This is a genomic window from uncultured Shewanella sp. (assembly GCF_947495455.1).
Taxonomy (GTDB): domain Bacteria; phylum Pseudomonadota; class Gammaproteobacteria; order Enterobacterales; family Shewanellaceae; genus Shewanella.
The window spans coordinates 1-24373 of record NZ_CANLZC010000072.1; the positions used below are offsets into that span (position 1 = coordinate 1).

Annotated in this window: 18 protein-coding genes; 3 read left to right on the forward strand and 15 right to left on the reverse strand. The window is 35.4% G+C overall.

Going from position 1 to position 24373, the window contains the following annotated elements; genetic code table 11:
• Positions 1-73: 73 nt before the first annotated feature.
• On the reverse strand, positions 74-1729 hold the full coding sequence (locus Q0791_RS16960; protein WP_299008922.1) for a DUF262 domain-containing HNH endonuclease family protein: 1656 nt from the start codon (positions 1727-1729) through the stop codon (positions 74-76).
• Between the two features lie 514 nt (positions 1730-2243).
• Here Q0791_RS16960 and Q0791_RS16965 point away from each other — a divergent pair.
• Positions 2244-2684, forward strand: coding sequence for a hypothetical protein (locus Q0791_RS16965; protein WP_299008923.1), 441 nt, complete (start codon positions 2244-2246; stop codon positions 2682-2684).
• 463 nt (positions 2685-3147) lie between these two features.
• Here Q0791_RS16965 and Q0791_RS16970 read toward each other — a convergent pair whose 3' ends face one another.
• The 4 genes from Q0791_RS16970 to Q0791_RS16985 form a co-directional block, all read right to left on the reverse strand.
• Positions 3148-3399, reverse strand: a complete 252-nt coding sequence (locus tag Q0791_RS16970) for a DUF3325 domain-containing protein (RefSeq protein WP_299008924.1) — start codon at positions 3397-3399, stop codon at positions 3148-3150.
• Positions 3389-4984: a PepSY domain-containing protein gene (locus Q0791_RS16975; protein ID WP_299008926.1), complete on the reverse strand. Its 1596-nt coding sequence runs from the start codon at positions 4982-4984 to the stop codon at positions 3389-3391. Before Q0791_RS16975 ends, Q0791_RS16970 begins: the two co-directional genes overlap by 11 nt.
• Positions 4981-5265, reverse strand: a complete 285-nt coding sequence (locus Q0791_RS16980) for a hypothetical protein (protein WP_299008927.1) — start codon at positions 5263-5265, stop codon at positions 4981-4983. Before Q0791_RS16980 ends, Q0791_RS16975 begins: the two co-directional genes overlap by 4 nt.
• Positions 5266-5418: 153 nt before the next feature.
• On the reverse strand, positions 5419-8148 hold the full coding sequence (locus tag Q0791_RS16985) for a TonB-dependent receptor (protein WP_299008928.1): 2730 nt from the start codon (positions 8146-8148) through the stop codon (positions 5419-5421).
• Between the two features lie 383 nt (positions 8149-8531).
• On the opposite strand from Q0791_RS16985, the gene Q0791_RS16990 reads away from it, so the two are divergent.
• Both Q0791_RS16990 and Q0791_RS16995 read left to right on the forward strand, forming a co-directional pair.
• Positions 8532-9017: a pyrimidine dimer DNA glycosylase/endonuclease V gene (locus Q0791_RS16990; RefSeq protein WP_299008929.1), complete on the forward strand. Its 486-nt coding sequence runs from the start codon at positions 8532-8534 to the stop codon at positions 9015-9017.
• A 24-nt stretch (positions 9018-9041) separates the two neighbouring features.
• Positions 9042-10067 carry a hypothetical protein gene (locus Q0791_RS16995; RefSeq protein WP_299008930.1) on the forward strand — a complete coding sequence of 342 codons (1026 nt, stop codon included), beginning with the start codon at positions 9042-9044 and terminating at the stop codon, positions 10065-10067.
• A 161-nt stretch (positions 10068-10228) separates the two neighbouring features.
• On the opposite strand, the gene Q0791_RS17000 is transcribed toward Q0791_RS16995, so the two are convergent.
• Genes Q0791_RS17000 through Q0791_RS17045 form a run of 10 tightly spaced genes read right to left on the reverse strand, consistent with a single transcriptional unit; the run spans position 10229 to position 24165 of the window.
• Positions 10229-10675, reverse strand: coding sequence for a YcgN family cysteine cluster protein (locus tag Q0791_RS17000; protein WP_299008946.1), 447 nt, complete (start codon positions 10673-10675; stop codon positions 10229-10231).
• Entirely contained in the window at positions 10671-11822 is a 1152-nt protein-coding gene (locus tag Q0791_RS17005; protein ID WP_299008931.1) for a type VI secretion system protein IglI family protein, read from the reverse strand. Before Q0791_RS17005 ends, Q0791_RS17000 begins: the two co-directional genes overlap by 5 nt.
• A gap of 13 nt (positions 11823-11835) precedes the next feature.
• Positions 11836-12480: a DotU family type IV/VI secretion system protein gene (locus Q0791_RS17010; RefSeq protein ID WP_299008932.1), complete on the reverse strand. Its 645-nt coding sequence runs from the start codon at positions 12478-12480 to the stop codon at positions 11836-11838.
• 18 nt (positions 12481-12498) lie between these two features.
• Positions 12499-13977, reverse strand: coding sequence for a type VI secretion system baseplate subunit TssF/IglH (iglH, locus tag Q0791_RS17015; RefSeq protein WP_299008933.1), 1479 nt, complete (start codon positions 13975-13977; stop codon positions 12499-12501).
• Positions 13978-13992: 15 nt separating this feature from the next.
• The gene (locus Q0791_RS17020; protein ID WP_299008934.1) at positions 13993-16254 is read right to left on the reverse strand and encodes a DUF4280 domain-containing protein; all 2262 of its coding nucleotides are present in this window, start codon (positions 16252-16254) and stop codon (positions 13993-13995) included.
• A 25-nt stretch (positions 16255-16279) separates the two neighbouring features.
• Positions 16280-17158, reverse strand: a complete 879-nt coding sequence (locus tag Q0791_RS17025; protein WP_299008935.1) for a hypothetical protein — start codon at positions 17156-17158, stop codon at positions 16280-16282.
• Between the two features lie 10 nt (positions 17159-17168).
• A complete protein-coding gene (gene tssI, locus Q0791_RS17030) occupies positions 17169-17666 on the reverse strand; it encodes a type VI secretion system tip protein TssI/VgrG (RefSeq protein ID WP_299008936.1) in 498 nt (165 codons plus the stop codon).
• Positions 17659-18084, reverse strand: coding sequence for a type VI secretion system lipoprotein IglE (iglE, locus tag Q0791_RS17035; protein WP_299008937.1), 426 nt, complete (start codon positions 18082-18084; stop codon positions 17659-17661). Before iglE ends, tssI begins: the two co-directional genes overlap by 8 nt.
• Before the next feature lies 1 nt (position 18085).
• The gene (locus Q0791_RS17040) at positions 18086-21430 is read right to left on the reverse strand and encodes a hypothetical protein (protein ID WP_299008938.1); all 3345 of its coding nucleotides are present in this window, start codon (positions 21428-21430) and stop codon (positions 18086-18088) included.
• A complete protein-coding gene (locus Q0791_RS17045; RefSeq protein WP_299008939.1) occupies positions 21427-24165 on the reverse strand; it encodes a hypothetical protein in 2739 nt (912 codons plus the stop codon). Before Q0791_RS17045 ends, Q0791_RS17040 begins: the two co-directional genes overlap by 4 nt.
• Positions 24166-24373: the final 208 nt, after the last annotated feature.

Here is a 24373-nt window from a genome sequence, read left to right on the forward strand (position 1 = left end):
CATTGTGTCACCTATATTGATATGAAACTGATTATACAGTCTCTAAGTAGGTGGCCAAATTCACTATACCTCTTCATTTCGCTAAATATCTTTGTCTAATTTTAAGATTATCTTGGTCCCACTTTTTATAACCAAATTTTTTCGTTAATTCATATCGACTTGTTTTATACACTTCAGATTTATGCTCAAAATTTTTGTTACCGATAACACGATTCTTATCTGGCTCTAATAATGTGAAATTGCCAAGCCTATAAATAAAACTTTCTTCAATGTCTTTAGGAAAGTTTTCATTCCACTCAGAAGGTGGGTTCTCAGGTAATATATGCTCAAGTGAACCATTATCATACTCAAAATCAAATGAATGTTCAGATAAGTGATTTTCGATACTATAAACTATATATCTAGCCAATTTCGCTGATCTTTTAGTTCTAATTGATTTGGATTCAAAATTATGCTCGAAATCTTCATCGCTGACGTAAAGTGGTTGTAATATAATAAATATATCTTTTGCTGTTTTAGCAGTTCCTGCATTTATTGCTTTACATGCTTCATTATATTTAGACTCTAGCGCATTTGGGTTTAATCCTGAGACGACCATGTATCTAAACGAAATTACAGAGCAAATTCGTAAAGTAGCAATCCAATCATCATGTTCTAAATACAAATAAGCATTAATCAACAATGGATAACATTGGGTCACATTAAATAGACTTAATTCTCTAATATGCCTTTTAACTTTTACCTCTCCTTCCCATAATTGATGAGTTGAGTCACTTAAAGCTGCATAAACCTCTGAAACTTCACTCATACTATTTAACAACTCAAAAGCTGTATTAGGTGTATTGATGTGTCTTTTAACAGTTTTAAAAAGCTCTTTCTCTTGTATCAAACCATTTTGCATCATCCAGTAATGGCGTAGAAACTTAGGAAAACCCGAATATGAGACATGATTTATCGTTACATCCCAGATATTTTTAACATGACTTTTATCTGTCTCATCAACTATGGAAAATAAATAGTTTTTCAATAAATCAGTGACTGATAAATCTAAGCCTCGATCATTAAGAGTTTCGAAAATAAGGTAAGCACTTAAATCATCTGTTGCGGTAATTTGGATAAACAACAAGCTATCAGAAACATACTCAACAAAAGAAATTAATGAAGAAACATCTTCGTCTATAAAAACTTCATCTTTGATTAATTCTTTATAGTAATTAAAACAGTCGAAAAGTAATTTATTACTTTTAACGGTAGATTTGATATTTACTGGTTTTCTAAAGTTGGTGAGATAAGTCGAAAAAAAAGGATTATTACTTTCATTTAATTCAATTTTATTTTCATAATTTAATGAAGATAGAGATTTTTTACCAATGAAGTCGGTTATTAATAGGTCTATTCTCTTTTCATTGTTTTCAACGTCTATTTCTCGTTTAACTAAATCATTCAATGTATCGACGACAGCTAATACTAATATAGTAAGAGTTGTTAATCGTTGCTGGCCGTCAATGATATCATATTCTTTTTTTTGTTTAGATACTAAAACGACAGATCCCATGTAGTGTTTAGAGTCACTTTTTCTGTTAGTTTCTATATCTAACCATAAATCGCTCCAGTGGGTTTTGTTCCACGAATAGTCTCTTTGATAAAGGGGGACTTTGAATTTATTATCACCTTTGATGATCCCACCAAAAGTATCAGTCTCTGCATTTAAAAAATTCTCTGCTGACAATGCCAACTCTCCTTCTAAAAACCTAACATTTACATACTGTATTGACTATTAATAAAGGAGTAACTAACTATTCATCTCGATGAACCATGAAATCCTGTCTGGCATTCCAACCTCCCCCCTCTCACACACTCCCCACCCAGCCAAAATACCCTCAAACGTTACTTATGTAAATAAATTGTTTTAAACAAATGATAACTAGCATAAAAATCCATGATCTGCCTCACAAGGGATTGAATGACGCTTTTACCTTTACTTTTACCTTTGCCTTTACATTTTCCTAGCCTTTTGCCTAGCCTTAAATCATGTTAGCGCCATTTTAGAATGTAGGTAGCTACTTTAAATGATGATTTATCTAGCACAACTCGTTAGAAGAAAGCCGCTGCTATTGCGCTTTTAATGTTAATCATCCCCTATCAAAGTGACTAAAGTTGGTTTAAATAAATGGCAAATACACTAATTCCAACTATTATTTTACACTCTTTGGCGTCTCTTTGATGAAAAATAAAGGCTAAATATGACGAAATGGATTTATGGGATTGTCTTAGTATGCTTTAGTTTAACGGCTCACGCAGCGCCGTATAATTTAGTGGGAAAATGGCAAGGAGAATATCGCACTTACATGTATAACGACGGCAGTGCTCAAAAAGGCATCTCCAGTACCACCTTTACAGTACTAGAGCAAGATAACGAATTTTTATATGCTACGTCAGAATGGCGCAATAACACTAACAGTGCACGAAAGTCTGAGATGGCTGGCGATATGATGAAGTCAGCAAAAGAAGAATTGTTAGGCATCTTTAGCTTTGATGGAAAGGAAGTGGTTTTTATTGAGACTAAAGACAATGGCATGTATTCAATGCGAATTATTGATAACGATACCATGCAAGCAATGTATATTGAAAATCAACACCATGAAGCCACATTATTTAGAATCATACTCAAACGGGTAAAATAGAGTGTTATCGGCAATCTATGCAAGCGAGTCGATGCAAGCAAGCCGATGCACTTTTTCGCACGCTGTGAGAGAAATGTTATTCACTCCTTGCCGTTTCTAGGACTAAAATTCTGACTTTGACCTTGGGGCTAGCAAGATATGCGATACCAAGATCTAAGTAACTATTTTAAAGGTGAGTTATCAAGCGACAACAGCATTGATAACCCCTTTTATTCCTTCTCGATTAACCTCAGTCCCTCAGCCTTAATTGACAAATTAAGTTATTTCTTTTAATTCAATTATTTAATTTAACCAATTAGTTAACCCAATTAGTTAACCCAATTAGTTAACCCAATTAGTTAACCCACTTAGTTAACCCAGTTAGTTAACCCACTTATTTAACCCAGTTAGTTAACCACTTATTTAACCCTCTTATTTAACCCACTTAGTTAACCCACTTAGTTAACCCACTTAGTTAACTCACTTAATTAACAAATAGGGCTGCAAATAAAATACTCAGCGGCAAGAATCCCAGCCAATATACTGTGGCAATCGGCGCTGCGAAACCTGCAATAGCCAAATAATAAGATAAACACAAAAGCGGTAATGCCAATACTCTCAGCAGTTTCACCTGCAAAGGTTTAATGTTTACGTTAAACACGGTTTTAAAGTGTTTATGCATGGCCAAGGCCAACATGACTATCGCCATTTGTTGCAGTAAAAAGCTAAGCAGCATTGGGGTTATTCCTTGTTTTTGACAGTTTATTCTTCCTCTTCTTCGGCAGCATCTTATCTGTTTTATTTAACAGCCTTTTATTTGACTGCCTTTTATTGAGTGCGCTTGCTGTTTTAAATAGCAAAACCCCTGTGATTAACACGAGCAACTCAAACCCCAAGTACACTCCATTTTGCTGCTCAATAGCTTGGATCAGCCTTTGAGGTTGCAAAATAACATCCAGAACAGGCAATAACACGCAAGCGGCTGACGCCAGAAATAACTGTGTGATCCAAGCCCTATGCACCGAGCAAAGCACACTGTGTAGCAAGCTCAATAGCCAAGTGAATAAGAAGATGCTCACTTCTAAATTCGCGCGGTCATCAATCTCTATGGGAAGCAAACGGTTGGCATAAAAGTAAGCTAAAACCGCCAAGATTAACCCCATAATACCTGCAATATTTAACCGCTCAACCATAAAGTGGCCCATATGGCGCTGTTTGGTTTTTTCCAAGCGTTTATTCAACCAAATAATCAAGCCACTGGCGATCAGGCCGCTAGAAAGTAAACCGCTAATAAAAAATAGCCAACGCAGTCCAGGCTCGGCAAAATGAGCCTCATGTAAACCATAAAAAATGCGCCGAACTTTTCGTGGCGTGCGCTCATCAGTCATGCCCGCTAATGCTTGCCCACTGTGGGATGAAAAAACCAGCACATCCGCTTTATTTGACAGAGATAATTGTTTACTGCGCTCAACAATGATGCGGCCGTTGGCATCAAAAGGATACTCAAAGGAAATACGTTTGATTTGGTGATCTTCACCCCACGCTTTTTCAAGCTGTTTTTGGATCAAGGAAAAGTCTGTGATCGGCGCCTGATAATCATGAGCCGGCGTGACTTTAGGCAAATAAGTGGTGACTTTTTGATTGAGCTCTCGTGTGCCTCCTTCTAAATAATATTGCGCGCTCCAAGGCATATAAAGGCCGATATAGATCACCAGCGCACTGGCACAGATCATGACAGCAAAAGGAATGGTGATGATCCCCGCAAGGGCATGAAAGTCGGTTAATGTTTTAAGCCAGGTCTTTTTACGCAACATGAAGAAATCACGGAAAAAACGCCTGTGAGTGAAAATGCCGCTAAACACTGCCAGCAACATAAACATGGCAGCCACACCAGTAAAATAGCGCCCGCCGACATTTCTTAATTCAAGAGAATAATGAAAAGCTCGAAAAAAATCCCCTCCATGAGTTTGCCTCGGGTTAACTGGCTCGCCATTATCACTTTGAAGATACAAAGATTGCCGTGTATCGCCTTGCCGCCACTGCAAGCGCCATTGGTGACTTCTCTCGCTTGGTAAATGAATGTGCCAGTTTTCCTGCTCCTTGCCTTGTGCTTTGAGTCTGGCGATGGAAAGGTTAATCAAGGCCAAGTGCTTGTCTTCATTATCTATTGTTCCATTGAGCTCAGGCCGCATCCACTGGCTGATCTCATCATTAAAATAACTCAGCGTACCGGTTAAAAATATCGCAAATAACAGCCAGCCGATGATCAAGCCAGTATAAGTATGCAGCCAGATCATAGTGCGTCTGAAATCCGGCTTCATAATAAGCCTCCATAGTAGCTGCAGATCCCAATAAAGATCAGGCTATAAACCACAATATTACGCCAAGCCTTTAATGGGGAGTCTTGGCAAAAACAGTCAATGATCACGGCAAAAAATACCAAATAACTCAACATAGTGGCGATTAAGATCGCATCTTCTACAGGGTAATGAAATAAAGCCCGTTGCACAGGCACTAAGGCCAGGCTCGATAAACTGGCCACACAATAACCACCCACGACGGCGGCCAAACAACGAACACACAAGGTTAAGGAAGCTTTCATAGACTCTTAGGATCAGTGAATTAACGACAAGAGCCAAAAACAAGTGACTTGTTTTTGGCTCAAAGGTTTAAACAAAAAATTCAACACTTTTATTCAAACATAAAGTTAGTCAAAGCTTTTGTTAATCAGTGCTTTTATTAATCAAAGCTTTTGTTAATCAAAATTGTAGCTCACCGTGAGCTGAGCATTACGGCCATCACCAGGCAGGCCACCGATAAACAGTGCCTTGCTGTAATAGGTGGTATCGGTCAGATTGCGCAGGCTCAGCTGAATATCCCACTCTTCTATCTGATAACCAATACTGGCATCCCATAGCACATAAGCATCGACAACTGAGTCTGGCAAACCAAAATCGCTTGAATTAATACTGCGCACATCTTCATAAGTCACACCTAAGCTCAATGTGACAGGCGCAGGTAAGACAGAAAATTGATACTCATAGCTGCTCCATAAACTGGCAAACTTTTGTGGTACCCCTTTAGTGTTAACCTTAATCTGATCAGGTTCTTTTTCAGAACGTATGCTATAAGCATCTTGATAAGTGGCATTAAGATTCATTGACCAAACGTCATTCAGTGCCAAGTTTAAATCAAACTCCACCCCTTTGGTGGTATCGTTATTATCGTAATAGTATTGCGGCACACTGATGTTAAATTCAACATCATTGACGTTATCGTTATACTCCGGATTTGAATAACGTAGGTTAGTACGTTGGGTCTTAAACCACACTAAAGAGCCGAGTAAGTCTTCATCAAAGGCGGTAAATCTAACACCGACATCAAAAGAGAGGGATTCTGAATCTGGAATAGGATCCACATCATCGGTATTTTCAATCTCGCCTAAAACACTATAGGTCATTCGGCCCTTAGCGTAATTCACAAAAGTCGCCAATTGTTCGTTAATACGATAATTCAGCCCTAAATTATAGGTGGCGCCTGCATCGTCGGTATCGGCTTCTTGGCTTTTTTCTGGTCTACTATCTGTGCCTTTATGCTGATAACTTTGCTTTGTCCCTGAGTAGGCCACACCAAAACGCCCTGTTAGCTTTTCGGTAAAATAAAGCACCTCTTGAAAACTCACTCCCCAAGCGGATACCGATTTGTCATAATGACTTTTTAATACAGGATCATAATCTTCAAATGAGCCTGTGCCCCAGTTGGGATTGCGAATATCTAAAATGTATGGAATAGGATTAGCGTCATCGCCAGCACCGTCGGCATCATAGGCTGACCAAGATTTTAACGCCATATCACGATTTTCAACATTCGCACTGAATAGATGCTCACCCTCAATCATGGGAAGTGACCAAGTCACTGTGAGATCGGCAAAATATTGCCAGGTTTTTTCATCGGCTTGAGTCCGTCTGTATTCCTGACGACGGGCGGCATAAGGATAAAGCACACCGTCTATGACTAAGGGCGCTCTAGGATCGGCATTGATCTCACCCTTTCGATTCCAATAGACATAGTTATAAGCCCCCGTTTGACGAACAAAATCAGAAGAATATTCACGATAGGCGAGTTGCTGATGCAAGAATACATTAGTATCGATATCCATTTCATGTTGTAATTTAAGGCGCATCTCCTGCCCCTCATTGGGTCTCGATAAAGGTGAGATCAGGCCTTGTTCTCCCAGATCAAAAGGCTTTAAGCCATCGGTCGAAACCAGAGAATCAGCCAACTGCTGCCGTTGCTCTTGTGTTAATTTGATCCCAGTCTTCTTATCACCGTCGCCGTCACTGTCATTGGGTAAGTCTTGCCAGCCTATCTCTCCAGGACTGGCATCGATGCCATCATAATTCATAATTCGCACTGGATGACCAATAGAGTCCACTTGCACTTCATCATCGATATAAGCCGCAGAGAAAATAAACTTATTATTGTCATTTAACTGATGGCTAAGTGAAGCATAAATTTCACTGCGCTCAGAACTTAGCTCTCGGTAACCGTCACTGGATCCATAGCTGCCCACCAAGCGATAAGCAGTTTGCTCTGTTATCGGCGCTGTGGCATCAAACATCAGAGAGTGACTGTCCCACTGACCTATGCTAGCCTGAATTTGGTAGTTAGGAACATACTGAGGTTTTTTCTCGATCATATTGATTATGCCACCCGCAGCGCCCATGCCATATAAGCCCGTGGCCGGACCTTTAAGCACTTCAAGGCTTTCAATATTGGTTAATGAACGAGTGGGATTGTATGAGTTACCTAAACTGGCACCACCATACATGCCATCTAACGTATAATTAACACCTAAACCACGGATCACTAGATTATCACCAATACCGTAATTATTGCCCGCTTGCGTCAGCCCGCTGACATTACGAATACTGTCCTGCAAGGTCGATATGCCCTGCTCACTCAGCAATTCACTGTCTACCACTACGATAGCCGCAGGCGTTTCCATTAAAGACATATTTGACTTAGTTGCAGTACTTGAGTCTAAAACCATTCGGTTGTGGCGAGCATATACGCTGATCCGTTCAATATCCGCCGGATCTTGCGTCAAATTCAGCACATTGTTGTCAAATGTGACCCACTGATCGGCAGCACGCTTATCATCTTTATGTTTAATCACCACCTGAGTTTCATTGAGCCAGTGTGCTTCTAAGTCAGTATTCACCAAGAGCGCTGTCAGACTATGTGCCACCGAATCCATATTCAGCATAAAATTGTCAGGTAACGGGAGTTGTTCCAGTGATTCTTTTGTGACATAAATGTCAATATTATTCGTCTTAGCAAGATTGAATAATACCGAGCCAACCGAGGTAGGCTTAATGTTAATTGCTTGAGCTTGTGAGGCATAAGTCGGTAAAACGGTGACACAAACCAGTGACATAGACAAAGCTAATGCTTTCATTTTAAAGCGAGGTGTTAACAACATGGATTAATTGATACTTCATGGTCATTCAATTTGAGCGCGAATGATAATGATTATCAAAAGCGTTGTAAACAAATGTTTCCTATTTTCTTACAAGTTTATTACTCTTCGCTTTCAATCATTTCTTTTAAAGATTATTTTTTCAATTAGTTATCACTAATAATATTCATTTGTGAAAATATGTACGAAACAAAGATTATTTTATTACAATGATATAGCAAATTAAATGAATTGATTACTTTTCAATCTAATTAACTTGAAGTCTGCTTAACTTGAACTTTTGAATAATGAGTGTCAAAACTGGCCATTTTGGCTATGCAAGCAATAATAATGATTAAAGCTGTGCATTTGCACATACTCGGTATCAAGCCAAAGGGAATTCAATCATGAATATTTTTGTTCTTGATCACAATATTGATCAATGTGCTCAATATCATTGTGACCAACATGTAGTCAAAATGATCCTTGAAAGCGTACAAATACTCTGTACCGCTCTCAATAAAAAGGGCGTTAACACACCTTATCGCTCAACCCATATTCATCATCCCTGTGTGCTTTGGGTGGAAACCTCCCATGAAAATTTTTCATGGCTTAAGCAATTAGCCCGTGCGTTGAATCAAGAATACCGCTACCGATATGAAAAAAAACAAGATCACAAATCCATTGCAATACTAGATACCATTCAAACATTGGAACATGAAATCGAGTATGAACATCAAGGTTTATCTGAATTTGCTCAAGCCATGCCCGAGCACTATAAAGTCGCCGGCGATCCTATTAAAGCCTACAGACAATTTTACCTAGGGGATAAAATGCATTTTGCCAAATGGAGTAAACGCCCCGCCCCTCACTGGATCACCCATACTCGCTAAGCACAGGTATCAAGGATGAAGAATATGAAATATCTGATCATATTGCTTTTAATGAGTTTATCAGGTTGTGCTGTACAAGAAGCAAAGCAAAATCACAAGATTTATAAAGGCTGTACAACAGCAAAAGAAAGGGTTATCGGCAAAAATATTCCTTATATTATTTGGGGCTCAGTCAACGTCGATAAAAATTATGAACGTATCGCCGCAGCGACCATACCCGGTGTCACACCTAAAGCCACTTTTGGTGAAGTTTTTTCAAAGCTTGAATCTAAGGGATGTAAAATTTGGCTATGGGGAGGATCTGTCAGAGATTTTTTACTGGGTAAACCCGTCTTTGATATCGATGTCAATTTTGATTGCCCAACAGACACGCTTGCATCAATCATTAATGAGGCTGGATGGCAACCCTTTAAGCAAAAAGGTGTCTATTTCAAGTTAGGGAATAATAATAAGAACACACAATACGAACATCTAGAAGGAAAACATTTTTTAGAATCAGTTGCAGCCTCATTATCTGATCTTGAATATACGGCCAATGCATTAGCCTATGACATAGAGTCAAAAACAATACTGGATAAATCCGGAGAAGGTGTTAATGATGCTTGTCAAAAAATCGTCAGGATCCCCACTGCGTTTGGAATTGAAAATGAAAATACATTTAACGCTTGGAATATCGAGAGTCAACAAAGCATCAATAATATGATCAAAAAACTAAGAGGTTGGAAACTCAAAAGTATTGAAAACTTTAAGTGGGCGCCCAAAAAAAATAATGTGTCAGTTGAAGAATATCTTATAAAAGAGACGCTTCTTAAAAATCGCTTTCCAACACAGTTATTTATTGAAGAGCTCTGTTGGATATCCGGTGGACACTATTCTAGGACCACAGGTTGCAGTGATTATCTTTGCCAAGGTCGCGGACAGGCATTCTGGCAAGCGATAGAACACAGCTTAACTACAAGGCATAATATACCCAATCTCATTAGCACGGAATATTTAAAAAGTACCGTCGCGGCAGCATTACCTAAATGTCATATTAAGGGAGTAAAATAAGGGATCAAAATAAGGCACTAAAATAAGGCACTAAAATAAGAAACTAAAATAAGAAACTAAAATAAGAAACTAAAATAAGAAACTAAAATAATAAAGAAGCAAAATGACGAATATGGATCAATCCTGTTCATCATTTTTCATGTCATCATTCAATAGTGAGATCAATCCATATCTTTAAGTGGCCATAACACAATATGATCGTCTAAGTACTTTACCTGTTTTTCATCAATGACACGACCGTTAATGGCGATCCCCGCTTGTTGCATAGCCTCTTTTGAACCCGTCAATAACGGATGCCATGAAGGCAGCTCTCGTCCTAAAAACAGTCGCCTATAAGTACAACTATTAGGTAACCAAGTCAGCTCAGCAATATTATCCATACTGACTTTAGTGCACCCTGGCACTTTTGAGAATCGATGAGCATAATCTTGGCATCCACCTTGCTGATGCTCTAATAATTCACAAGCCACATTCGTGTAATACAAGGTTTCCGTTTCGTCATCGATAATCTTATTTAAACAGCATTTTCCACAGCCATCGCACAAAGACTCCCATTGGGACTGAGTCATTTCAGCTAATGAAATGGGTTTTCCAAACGGTACACTAATCCTCGTCCCAAAAATGCTCCATTAAATTTTCATTTTCGTCTACTCGAGCTGAAGGATCATTGACATCGTTATAGGACTGCCCTTCATTAAATGAGTCATTTGACTCTTCAGCATATTGCACGCCGCTACAACCATCATCCTTCATTACATTTTCAACTTTCAAAGGCAACTCTTTTAAAAATCGATTACTGTCCATTTCATACAAATTATTTGCGATGTCCCATTGTAATGTTTTGGAATGCTTATTCATAAAATTATGAACTTGCTCCGCATTAGGTGCTAATGCTTGATAAAAAGGAAAAAAAAGTCCAGGGAAATATTTTTTGGGTTCAAACTTTGCCAACTCACTTTGAACATCTTTATAGACTATAGCAGCTTCAAATAAGCGTTTTTCTTTTATTAACAATTGAAACATGCCAATTTTATTAACCAGGACATACCAAGAGGAAGAAGCAAATTTATCTATCTGTCCCATCTCTCCATAAATTGGATTATGAAAATTCTCCTCTTCATTCTTTTGGATCTTATTTTGACATTGCGTTTCTTTCTCTATTTCTTCTTGATTATTTTGCTTTTTTTCTACTGCTTCATTCTGTTTATTCGCTTCCTTCTTAGCCGATTTTTGTTCAAATAAATACTCTAACTGTCGCAACACAACAGATATCTCATTCGCTTTATCAAGCTCTGCGACCTCAATGTTTCCAAGGCTTGAACAAAAGTCAATAAAATATTCGTGATAGTCAATGAGTGGCTTTACTTCAAAATGTTGCGACGCTCCCTTTTTATCATTAATAATCATTAATAATGATTTAGAAAATAATTCAATGCCTCTTTTCAATGCTTCATTAAATCGATTAATTGGAGACAAATGCTGAGAATGAAGTTTTAATATATTATGATACTTTGTAAGCCTCTGTATGATCATTGATATATCAGAAACATTCTGGTTAAGATCAATTGAAAAACAAATGAACAATACATAAACATCAATCACCTTAGAATCATCAATATGCTTGCGTATTTCATCTTGACAAGGTTCAAATTCTCCATTTTGAAATGTTTTTAAAATAGTAGATATTGAACTAGGATTAACAGTACTAATTCGATTCACATTCTTCAAATTTAAAATAAATTCTAGCGTATCCATTTTTAATTCCTACCTAATAGTACTGACTCAAAAAATATAAGCCAACAGGTGTGATCATTAACATGATGAAAGAAGTCCACATTAATTTCTTAAATTGATAACCTTCCCTAGATTGACTCAAAGGTTCAACACTTTCAAGGGCAGATTGAAACTCAGACATGTCCATTTCTTTTATAATTTTCTTCAAGTCAACGATATATCGGTGCCGAGCATTATGGTTCGGGTTTTTATAATAACGACCTAAGAAACCATTTAATAAAATAATTAACAGTATTTCATAACAAATCTTTGGATAAATTTTATTTGAAATCAAGTCTTCTAATATATGAAAAAAATACTCTCCACCATCAGAGCGCTGAAAAAACTCAATTTGAAAATCATTCCATTTCAAAGGAGACTTCATCTTACTAATCATCATTTTACATTTTTCATCGATACTCAACACAACTGAAAACATAATATATTTTGTTATTTTATTACTATATTTATCTGATACTCTATTTTGAACCAATAATAGTTCTGAACGTATCACTTGCCTAAAGCGAATAAGAGCATTTGCCTGAGTATCTTCAGAGCTTTTCAGCATAACCTTTTCTAATCGTTCAACAGATAAGAGCAAGTTTGTTAATGTAGACAACAAATTTAATTCACTTGACATAACAACTCCTGATAATAATCACTTTACCAAACAATTAACTTTAATCATTTGAGGCGAATTAACATAAAAAAATTCTGAAATAATGTTAGCAACGTATTCTATAAAATGTAAATCATTTCTATTATTCAAAATAAAATTCAATGTATTATTGAAACTACAAAAATCTACACTTTCAATTGCTTTTTTAAACCGAATATATATATCTTCTCCAGAGTCTAAGCCTTCACATAAAAACTGTAACACAATAAAGATACTTTCCTTGTTTCTAATATCAAGATTGGAAAATGATTTTAGTACCTGAATAACATGCTCTAATATTGGTGTTTGTATGATATTAAGTGATTTTTTTGCACTAATTAATTTAAAGCTCCCCCTTGAGGAAACAAAATTATTAGGCTTAATATCAATAAAATCACCATGTTCCTCATGTTCTGTCCAGGAAACCTTTGCAAAAACACTATTATTTTTAACTAAATCATCAACTATATCATCAGGATGGTAAAACAGTTTTCCTTCCAGTTTATGAAAGTAAAACTCACTCACAGTGTGATCACTATATGCTTCATAAAGATGCTTATTTTTCCAAACTTGTGATACAGATAAAGGAAACGCAGAAGTATTACGTGGATGAATGAGTGGTATACCATCATATTTTTCATCAACTTTTTGCGATACACAATAATCATCAAAAAGATTAAACAATGGAACAATATTAGTAGTAAAGAGTTTATTTTCATGTAACTTTATATCTTTCATCCCACTTTTATACAAAAGTTTTTCAGGAATCGATAATATAATATTTTTAACCTCTGGTTTATTATAAAAACTATAGTTCGCAATACTAAAACTCATCCCCAAATAAAACTGAGGAGAAAAAAGTCTTAATTTTATATCATCATTAACAGCTAATTCACTACAAGTATCAGTTAATTTTACATCACAATAATCTATTGAACCATCAATAAACTTCACTATTGCTTTGAATTTTGATTCATCCAGTAACAACTTTTTAAAGAACAATAAATTATAGGTAAACTTATCCCATATTTCAGGATTTATCCATAAATCAAAAATTGCATTTTCAATTTTCACTCCTTTTTTTGAAGTAAGATAAACCAATAAATCATCTGCGTTACTCTCTAGCTTAGTAACCTCTAAAGAAGTTAAGACAACATCTGACTGCGTGGTATATGTAAATTTACCACCTTTTTTCAAATCATTAACTTGATATTTACTTCCTGAGTGAACATTAGTAGAAAAATTATTAGCCTTATAACTTTTCTTAATTAAAACATGCTTTGGAACAAATGAAAAAAGTGATTGGTTATAGCGAACCAACTGATTATTTTTTTGTTTTTCTAAATTATTTAGAATATCAAACTGCATTTTTTCACGCATATTATCAATTTCAGTTAATAATAAATGATAATAGGATTCAGAAAGATCTTCTGGCACTTCATTCGACATATTTCCGTTATTAACGTTAGTATTTTTCATATTTATTTTGACCACTTAACTAGATACAGTTGTTGTTTGAGAGGCATCAGAAAATGAAATAACACCACCAGTAGCAAAACTACAAGTCGCCATATTATTTATCGTATTAATTGGCGATCCACTAATTAAGGTAAGTGGATTAGTCGCAACAAAAGCAGATAAAACTGGCATACATGTCCAAAAAGGTGACGTTGTTGTCATTAAAGGACTTAAAGGATTAGTGCAGCCCGATAGTGATGGAATATTCACAACGGTAATAATATCGTTAATATTTGACGCAGCCTTATTATTCACCGCTACTGTCGTACTGGAAGGCACCAGACTACCGGATCCCATACCAAAACTACAAGTAAAGACAGACCCCGAGCAAGTCGCCATTGTACTGGATGTTTGCGAAGAACCTGTAAGAGTAAATTTACTGGCTTGTCCCGTTACCACCGCATAAGTCGTTACTGAAAGCGTAATATCAAGCAATACTTGTTCTACCTGCTCAGATAATAATGATCCCGTCGAAAAACTACTTTGATAATCAGCAATAGCACCTGTAGCAGAAGCAGATGAAATAGCCTGACTCGTTGTTTCAGATAAATAATTTGCCTGTGACAAAAAACTTTCCATGGTAGTGGGTAACGCAGAAGCGACATTGCCCGATGCAGCTTGCTCACCAAGTAATGCATTAATTTCATTAACTGAAGATTCAATACTCGCTGCATAACTTGTCTCTTTTGTCATCGAAATTAATGTATCAATATCAGGAACAAGCGCACTTATCCCTTCAGATGCTGACTGCTGATCTAGTCCGGATAGAGACGATAAATTTGATTCAGCCAAAAGCGTGTTCATATTCTCTTTATCAATCTGTAAAAAATTATCAGAATAAGCTAATACCGACTGTACTTTTTGCGATAAAGCCTGCGTACTCACATCTGAAAAATTGGCGGCGTTTTCATTGGAAAACTGAGACTGTAATCTTGATGATAAAGCCGTCAGAGATTGAGAAAAAGGCACTGACAAAGAGGGTAAATTTGATATGCTCAAAAAATTGGGGGACTGATATACAACAGCATCAATCACCTGATAATTGAGTTCATTTAACTGAGCAGATAATTCGGTTAATGTAGAAAAACTCAGCCCAATGCTATTTGAACTCGCCAATGCCTCCCTATCCGTTTGAGCTTTTAAAATAGAGGTCATCGTATCATTAATAAAACTAAAATTAACCTGACTGCTCGTTGTTGTAAGTAAACTGGATGATAAAGCCTCAGAAACAGAAGCAAGCGCGCTTTCTATTTCATCACACACTCCTGATGATAGAGACATTGACTCATCACTCAATTGCGTCGCGGTTTGGGATATTGCATTTAACGTGTCGATTGATAATGTCATGACATCCGTCGTAAAAACGTCTGTTATATTTGAATGATCAAGCGCATTTTGCAGCGATACTGTACATGGGCCTTTAATCGAATCAGTCATGGCACTGTTTACAGATGCGAAATCGCTTCCTTGAGTCAAATTTTGAGTCATCACACTTGAACTATCACTTGAAAGCTGGGGTAATGAATCCAATGTTTCACTAAATTGTGTCATTGCCTGAAAAGATAACGCCGTCTGCGGATCAGATAAATCCGTTTGCTGGGCAAAAACGGATGTTAATGAATTACATTGATCCGTTAACTGAGTTTCATAATCTCTATACTCAGAAAAATGAGATGAGAAACTTTGTACCTTTTCCTGATAATCTGACAGTGCACTTTCAAAGCTGACTTTATTTTTTAAATCACTGGGAGAGTCTGCATATGCTTTAGCTGCAAGAGATAATTGGGATGCACTTGTTTCAACCAGATTAACTGGGCTATTTTCATTTAACACACTGTCAATATTCAGTGCTGTTGACACCTGCGTGATTTGACTAAGATAGCCTTGCTGTGATACCAACATTTTTTGTGACGGAAAATCCGTTTTTAACTGATTAAATGCAATCTGTTTCTTTTCAATTAACGCACCGATATCCACAGATTGAAGAGAGGAAGCCGAATCATTTTCAATGGTTGAAAAAACAGAAAGTACACTGTCTTTTGAATCAATTGCTGACGTTTCAATAATCTGGCCCACATTTTGATTCAATGTTGAACCATAAGAGGTGCCTTTAGCCAAATTTTGGACTTGCTTCCAGCTTGACACAGAGGTTTTTAATGTATCGATACTGTTCTGAAAATCTACATTAGAATCGGTAGTCAGTGAATCTAAATGCTCAAACAAAGTAGACTGCCCCATAAAATATTGCTCCTGTACAATACATCTAACTAAAAGAAGAATGGATCATGGCCACCAATTCTTTTTGTTTTTCTTCAAGCTGGATCCCTTCATCATTTAATGCACTTAAACAATTAACAATCGATTTATCTACCAACAATAGCTCGGTATTTGGAAAATTCACAGTACGTAACCCCAATAAACTTTCTGTCAATTCAGGAAATTCAAATAAATTTTCTACCAATTGCTTAGTTTTCTTAAATTTCAACACCTGTTGTTGAACATTAAATACATATTGCTGATACTTCACTGACAATGCATCAATTTCTGCTGTTGAAGAATCAAGGTCAATTAACATCACATCTTCATGAAGTTTTGACAATGTTATTCGCTTAGTTATATTCGGCTTTCTTGCTGTAAATGCAGGTTCTAATGAAGCAAATAAGGTTTCAAGATATTCCAAATCTAAATTAAAACCATCAAAAATATTGGATGGAAAATCACTCACTGATGGTCGTAACCGAGATAAAATGTCAAGATCATTCACCTGAGATAACTTGAGTATCAGAATTTTTTCTAACAGCTCTTTTTTCGCTTCAGTAAAAAGTGCTAATTCTCCAATAATAAAACTGGTTTTAAGTTGTTCATATAAAGAAAGTAAATTATCAAACAACAGCGTTGTTCCTTGCCTCGTGCATATACTGCAAATTTGATAAATTTGATTTGCTATCGTTAGAAAATGTTTTAACTGTAATAAAGAGTCATCATTAACAATACTTTTAGGTGTCACTGTATTACCACTTATTATTGCATGAACATGAGAATGCCATTGTAATAATTTCTTTTCGCATTCTTTCTCATACATTTCTTTGTGTTGAATGAAACGTTTAAAATATTCAAGTGTCAATGATTCTTCTATACTCATATACTTTATTTTAACCGACGGATGTTTGAGAAGAGCCTTTAAGCGTTGCCGTTGTTGATGCGTTCAAGTCCAATGTCGCACTACTTTCAATAGACACAGAGTCCGTGCCTTTAGCCGCAACGCTACTGCCTTGAACGCTCACGCTATCACTTGACTTAATCGATATACTCTTATTCCCTTTAAAATTAATATCATCGGCTTCAAAATCAATTTCACCGTCTTTGAGCGTGATAGAAGAACTGCCAGCAGTCAACTGAATCGCATCACTGTCTAACACCACTGAGTTGTCATCTTTTCCAATTGAAACCGAATCCTGCGTAATGGTAATTGAAACTGCGTCATTAACAATCAATGTAATGGATGTTGTGGCATCGACTTCATAACTATTACTGACAGAAACAAGAGTATCCCCCGTATTTTTACACTCTATCTGGCAAGTCGCATCATCTTCTCCACTGACACTCAAACCTATACCTGACTGATCGATTGCAAGAGAGTGTTTATTCATCTTTAGTTTCCTTCACAACGCTATTTTTATTGATAGTGAAAAATTGACTGCTTGCCTGAGGCTCATCAATGAGAAACTTCCAATTAGAAACAGGTTGATGTTTCATAATAAAATAAACAGCTAAAGGTGTCTGGGTGACAGGCATTACAATGGTATGCTGCTTTTGCGTTGCTAACATCACATAACGCGTTACACCTTTATTCAGCGCCTGCTGCATGACTGTGGAATAAGTCGCCCCTACAAAGTCATTCTGTTCAACGGGTTGCTGAATAATAACCGTAATGGGATCACCGCCTGCAGCCTCACCTCGCGTCAAACTGATTGACATTAACTCTGAAGGCGTTGTACTCATCCAAGAACACCCTGCTAAAAATAAAACAATAAAGGGTAATAAAATATAACGAATAAAATATTTCACTTTACTCACCTTTATGATGTGCTTTGAAATTAACAAGCGCATCAGACTTGATCTGATAGCTAACGGAATAAGGAGGTAATTTAGCGTTATTGCTTTTTATTTTCCAAGTACATACCCACTGTTTATTACAGTTTGCATTAGCTAACATTTTAAAAAATGACCAATTTCCCGTATAAGATTGTTGAAAGCTTTCATCATCATCGTTTAACCAACCAACCGATGCGGCAGGTTGAAGTTGCCAATTGTAATTTAGCATAGTAAATGAATCACTCTCAGCATTCAGTCCTAGCGCCTTCTCTGTGGTGCCTAAATACATAAAACTCAATACCATCTTTTGTTTTCCATCTAACGAGACATCTTTAAAAGTCTGAGGTTTAACCTTAATCTTAATCGTGTTTGGGTTTCCGTCTTTATCCCAAAAAACGGTCTGTAAATGATAAAAATCATTTAACACAATAAGATAAGGCGCAATTTTTTTCTGCTGCTGAGGCGTTAACTCCCTGCTGACTTTCCAATTATTGGTCGCTTGATTAAAAAACGAAAAAGGTTCTAACAGCGTTAACATTTCATTATAAACACTTCCCTGAGGACCAAACATATTATTTAACTCATCAGGATCTATGGATTTTTCTGATTTAAAATCAAATGGAAAAAGTGAATTTACTCGAGAGATATTAGGTACAATATCCCGAGCCCACTGTAATTGAAGGTTATCAATCAGCTTCTTAGATAACATTAACTTAACCTCATCCAGCGGAAACTGAAACAAATGATAAATATTAGGATCCGAGTTACCTAATGGCGTAATAAGATCACTGATTTGACCGATCAGACTCCCCTCACCTTTATTCACAAGTTGCTTATAAGTTGATAAATAATCCTCAATTGATCCACTCATAATGGTTCGTCTTACATTTAACAATACACTTTTATAGTCTTGATACTCTTTAGACTGAATAAATGTGTTGAATCCTAGAAATTTATCTTTTATTAATTGAAGTGATGCGGGTAATTTTTCATCATCAGAAAAAGTGGTATTTTTACTAACATACTTGATAATATTATCAAAAGGTGTATTGTCAGAAGATAAATCCAATAAGAACATGTTCAAATTATCTTCTGAAATATTGCTAGGAACCGAGTTATTCAACAAGTAATTCATTGCTTCAATATAATGATTTGCATATTGAAGCAACTTATCTTGAATCATCCTCTGCAATACATCAAAGTTAATATTATATGAGCCAAATATCTGCTTAACTTTATCGTATTCTTTTAATATATTCTTAATATGATTAAGAATCACACTCTTAGTATAAGCAAGTGATACTTTAATTATGCTTCTCGAAAAGTCAGTTTTTAATGAATATCCATAATAATTATCTAACGACAATAACGATAAGTCATCACCTTTTTTAGAAAAAACATGTTCCATTATAGAGTTATATTCAGATTGTATTAAAATCCTTTTTAACTCTTGTGTATTATCTACTACACTATAATTAGTATCAAAGAATTGTTCAACGACACTGTTATAATCTACTATAAGAGAAGTTAATTTTCCAAAACTATTTGAATCTACATCATTATATCGAGGAATAATCTTCATCAATTTTAAAAATATTTCATCACCACAATGAGAATCATCTGGTAATTGCCTCTGAACATCTATAAGATAGTCTGCAGCCTTTTTGAAATATAATTTATCTTTATTTAACAATAAACTGTGTTCAATTGCAGGTAATACGGCATTCAGTAAACATATCTTACGCTCCCATACCACTTTATTCCAGATCAGACGCCTTAATTCCTCATTGGTTAAATTCACCACATTATCAGAAAATAAATCATGACTCAGTTTAGAGGTATATGTAAGCATCTGACTTTTTGAATTATAATCAATAGTTGAAAAACTTTTTGAATTATTGTAAACACCGAATTGATACATTAAGTCTAATTGGTTTTCGTCTAACCCGGTAACAATTGATATTAGCTCATGCTGCTTTTTAAATATATCAACAACAGGAGAGGTTTTTTCAGCGACCGCTAATGATAAATAAAGGGCTTCATCAACAAGGTTATTTCTATTATTAAGTGTAGGAATAACAAATTTATCTAAAATAAGCTGCCCATAGACTCTATTCAACGCAATCACACCTTTATCCTTATACAATGGATAAAAAAATAGTTGATCTCGATATAAATCGATCCAATCTTGGTATTGTTTCTCTGCTAATTTTACTTCCCCATCCTTAACTGTATAAAAAGGCTCCTCTTTATTTACTTTAGCATTAAGATTATTAAGAAAATAAATATCATGAATAAAACCTAGGCTCACAACAATAGAGCTAAACATAAAAAAACCGAACGCAATATGATAAAATTTAATTTTCTTACGGTATATCTTAGACTCAAAATCAAATATTTGGTAATAAATATTACCAGGATGAATACCTAAATTCATGATCACTTTATCAATATTAACCTTATCACGAATAGTGTCTATTTCTTTAATAAAAGGAATAAGTGAAAGAAAAATGCTTTCCATTTTTGCAGCAACTTTAAGCATACCTAAAGTCGTGATATCCAATTTAGTTAAAGAAACAATATGCTGAGAAATCAAACCTCGAAGATTATCCACAACAGCATTTATTTTACTTAGAATAACCTGCTCTTCTTCTCCAGCTTCAAAACTAAACACCATGTTCTGCTTAATAATATCATAAAAAACTCTGATACTATCATCATCTTGATGAAGGTCTACAGACAATTGAAACTCCATTTCAAATTTCTGATATAAATGTATTTTCGTAATAATTTTCATAAATGAAACATAAAAACCTGACGGCTTAGGCCTGTCAGTAAAGCACATTAATAAAAGAGGATCTCGAATATAGCCTTTTTTATATACTTTGTTGAATAATTTATTTAACTCTTTAATATCAATATTATCAACATTAGATAATGTGCTAGCAAATATCACTTTTTTTGTGGATAAAATTACAAAGAAAGAATCATTTAAAGCAATAATATGACATTCATCACTTCCTGAAAGTCGCTTAATATAATCAAGCATTTCCTTAGTGTTGCCATCATAAAAATACAGAAAAGAAGGTAATAAATGCTTTTTTCCTACTTTAGCGATTTCATTAATGATATTAGGTGCCGAATCACCAATACTACTTGGCTTATGTTTATCGACCAATTTTTTAAGCTTATCAGCTTTGCTCTTGGCCTTCTTGGCTTTTTTAAAAAGCTTGATCCCTGCTTTAAGAAAAACAATAACAAGAGCGGCACCAATTAAAGTAAAAATATAAACCCCATACTTTCCCGTTAACAAACTCATTCTGTGTCCTGTTCATCGCTAAAAGTTAATTGGATTCCATCTTTTTGACTAAAAAGTAAAAAATTACCTTGCGCATCATCGGTGCCGGATTGTATTAACTGTAACACCTGATCATCATTGTCTTGGGTATAGCTAAACTGGCATTCTTCATTTGCACCATATGACTCTGACTGCACCATCTTTTCAGACGCTTTATCTTGTACAAGAGGCGTTTTTATCACCACGGCATCAAGCACAACTCTTTCTGCATTTTCAAAATGAATCTGAACATAATCACCATTTCTTAAAGGGGAAAAGCCATTACTTGTCGTACATAATAAATTAACTGGAACATATGCAGGTGTCCCTTTTGTTACTGTTGAAGCATACAAAGCATCAGGTAAAACTACTGCATAACTTAGTGCTTTTTCAGACAAAAAAGATTGAGTAAAGTTCTTTGACTCAGATGTGGTATCATCAGAAAAAGCCCCTTCATTGTCCTGAGACTGCCCAATAAAAAAAGTATAAGCCTTCTTTTTATCATCATCAATATTGTCACCAATTGTCACAATCGCTTCGGATTTAAAAGGCACAAAAGGCAAATAATCAGGAAGCGCATTTTTCAAACAAGCGCTGTCCTTCCAAAGCGATTCAAGAGCAATAAAATGGGTGATCCCAGCTTCTCTTTCAATGACAGCAATTCGTTCAAACCAATCTGATTCAGAATCAGCATCCTGCTCATATCCGATCTTAGCTAATTGATTACTCAATTCCCGTTTAGTTTGTTCATTTTGTCTGTAAACAATGTGCTGCTCATAAATCATTACAGCCGATGAAAAATTAGTAATAGAGCATTGCCATTGGGTTTCATCCAAGGAAATCGGTAAATAACTGGGATTAAAGGACATAAAAGGCATTGACTCTTTCAACCTTAACCCATAAGAATAACGATCGCTTACCTCAGTTGTTCGATAGGCTTCACATTGCGTGAGAAAATTATCATAAACCGTTTCATCTTCAATGATCTGAGTTTTACTCGACTTAATCGATGAATATAGGGTATCTGTAACCATATCACTTTCTAAATACGGCGACTCAGTCCCTTCTCTTGAAAACAGTATATCCCCACGAGACCCATCATCCTCACCTTCATCTGAAGCTGTCGTATCACTGACCTTCAAATTCAATATGGACTCATCACTGTACCAAGGTTGATTGACATGAAGTGCTATATCTTCAACTTGTATAAGATCAGAATAACTCAATTGACCCGTTGTTGATGTGCTAGTCTGTAATGTGCTCAAATCATCATGCAATTCATAAGTCACTTTTCCTGTATTGGTTATTGACTCGTAGTCGTAATATAGAAAAATGCCATAATGTGATAAGATTTCAATAAAAAAATCGTAAAAAGAACGCCCTTGCGTTCCTATCATAATCTGCTTTTGTTTAGCAGTATCCTCATCATTTATCTTTCCATTGTCTGTTCCAGACATTAATTCCACCCAATCAGTAAAAAAGAGATTATCATTAAATACAGTAAAATACGTTTTATTAAAGTCCATATATGTAGGGTGATGTATACGCCAAAATGCCTGCATTGCATCATAGAATTTAATTGAAAAAACAGGAAATTGATCTATTAGATTCGACACATCATCATCTGTATTGAGCTCAACAAATGCATCTTTTAACTGTAACCGTGTCTTTTGCTCTAACTGACCAATGCCTTGATACTGAAAAACTCTTTCGAAATTCCCTTCTTCATCATCTGATTCAGGATCTGGAAAACTATACTTATTGGTTATTTTTAATGAAATTGAAATGGGTATATTTTTATACAGAAATTGATAGTCAGAATGAAATGCAATATCAGAATAAGACAATTGAAACTGTAAAATGCCTGAAAAACCATATTGAAACAGATTTAAATCAAGCCCCAAGAGATGGTAATTAGATAAGACTAAACCTTTTAAATCTGATTGTTCCCCCTGATAATCATTCGTTTTGCTTGTAAGGGACACCTCTACAGGCTTAAGATCACCGTCTAACGGATTTAGCTCTATTAAAAACTCTTGAGCGATAATAAACGCATCATAGCCAATAACAGGTTTTATTTTATTTTTAATAAACGAAAAAAGCCGTTTTTTGTCAGAAAAACTTCCTTCATTTATTGCATAATATGCTGATAGTTTTTCAATAACCCTTTTTAGTTTATCCTTATCTTCTTTAAGCAACATAACCAGAACATCTGAGGTCGACAACTTAATCAATTCATCCAGCATACAACTAGCACTCATTCTTATGTGGCTACTGGAACTTAATTCAAGCATCAATATTTGCTGTAGATGGTTAATTAGCTTAAGTTTATTAAAAAAAACCTTGAATGCGCTAATTTCGTATTGAGGTAATGCACGAACAGATAATACATCTAAGAGCTTATTATATGGAATACAATGTACGTAGTTTATCTGTTTATTGACTTGCATATTGTCCGATTGAATATTGGCTATCACAGTACGATGAAGCAACTTAATTTTTTCAATAATCGAATCATGTAGTTTAATGACTTCGTCAAAGCTCAAACAGGCTAACATTTCTGATGATACTTTAAAAAAAAGATTAGGTTCTAACAAACTAGAATCTAGCTTAGACAAAATAAGATCTAACTTCACATTAATATCATCTGATTTAACATCAATATCATCATTTAGCAGTTCATTGTCATTCATATAAGACTCGGATAATTCAGTCATATTAACTAGATATCAGCAAACAACTACTTTTAATATAAAATAGGTTGCTTTACCAATTACAACAATTATTATATAAAATAAATAATTACAATAATCATCAAATAAAACAAACAATTATAATAATCATTAAAGAAAACAAACAATTATAATAATCATCTAAGAAAACAAATTCACGCAATATAAAAAATCAAATATTAAAATCACGTAA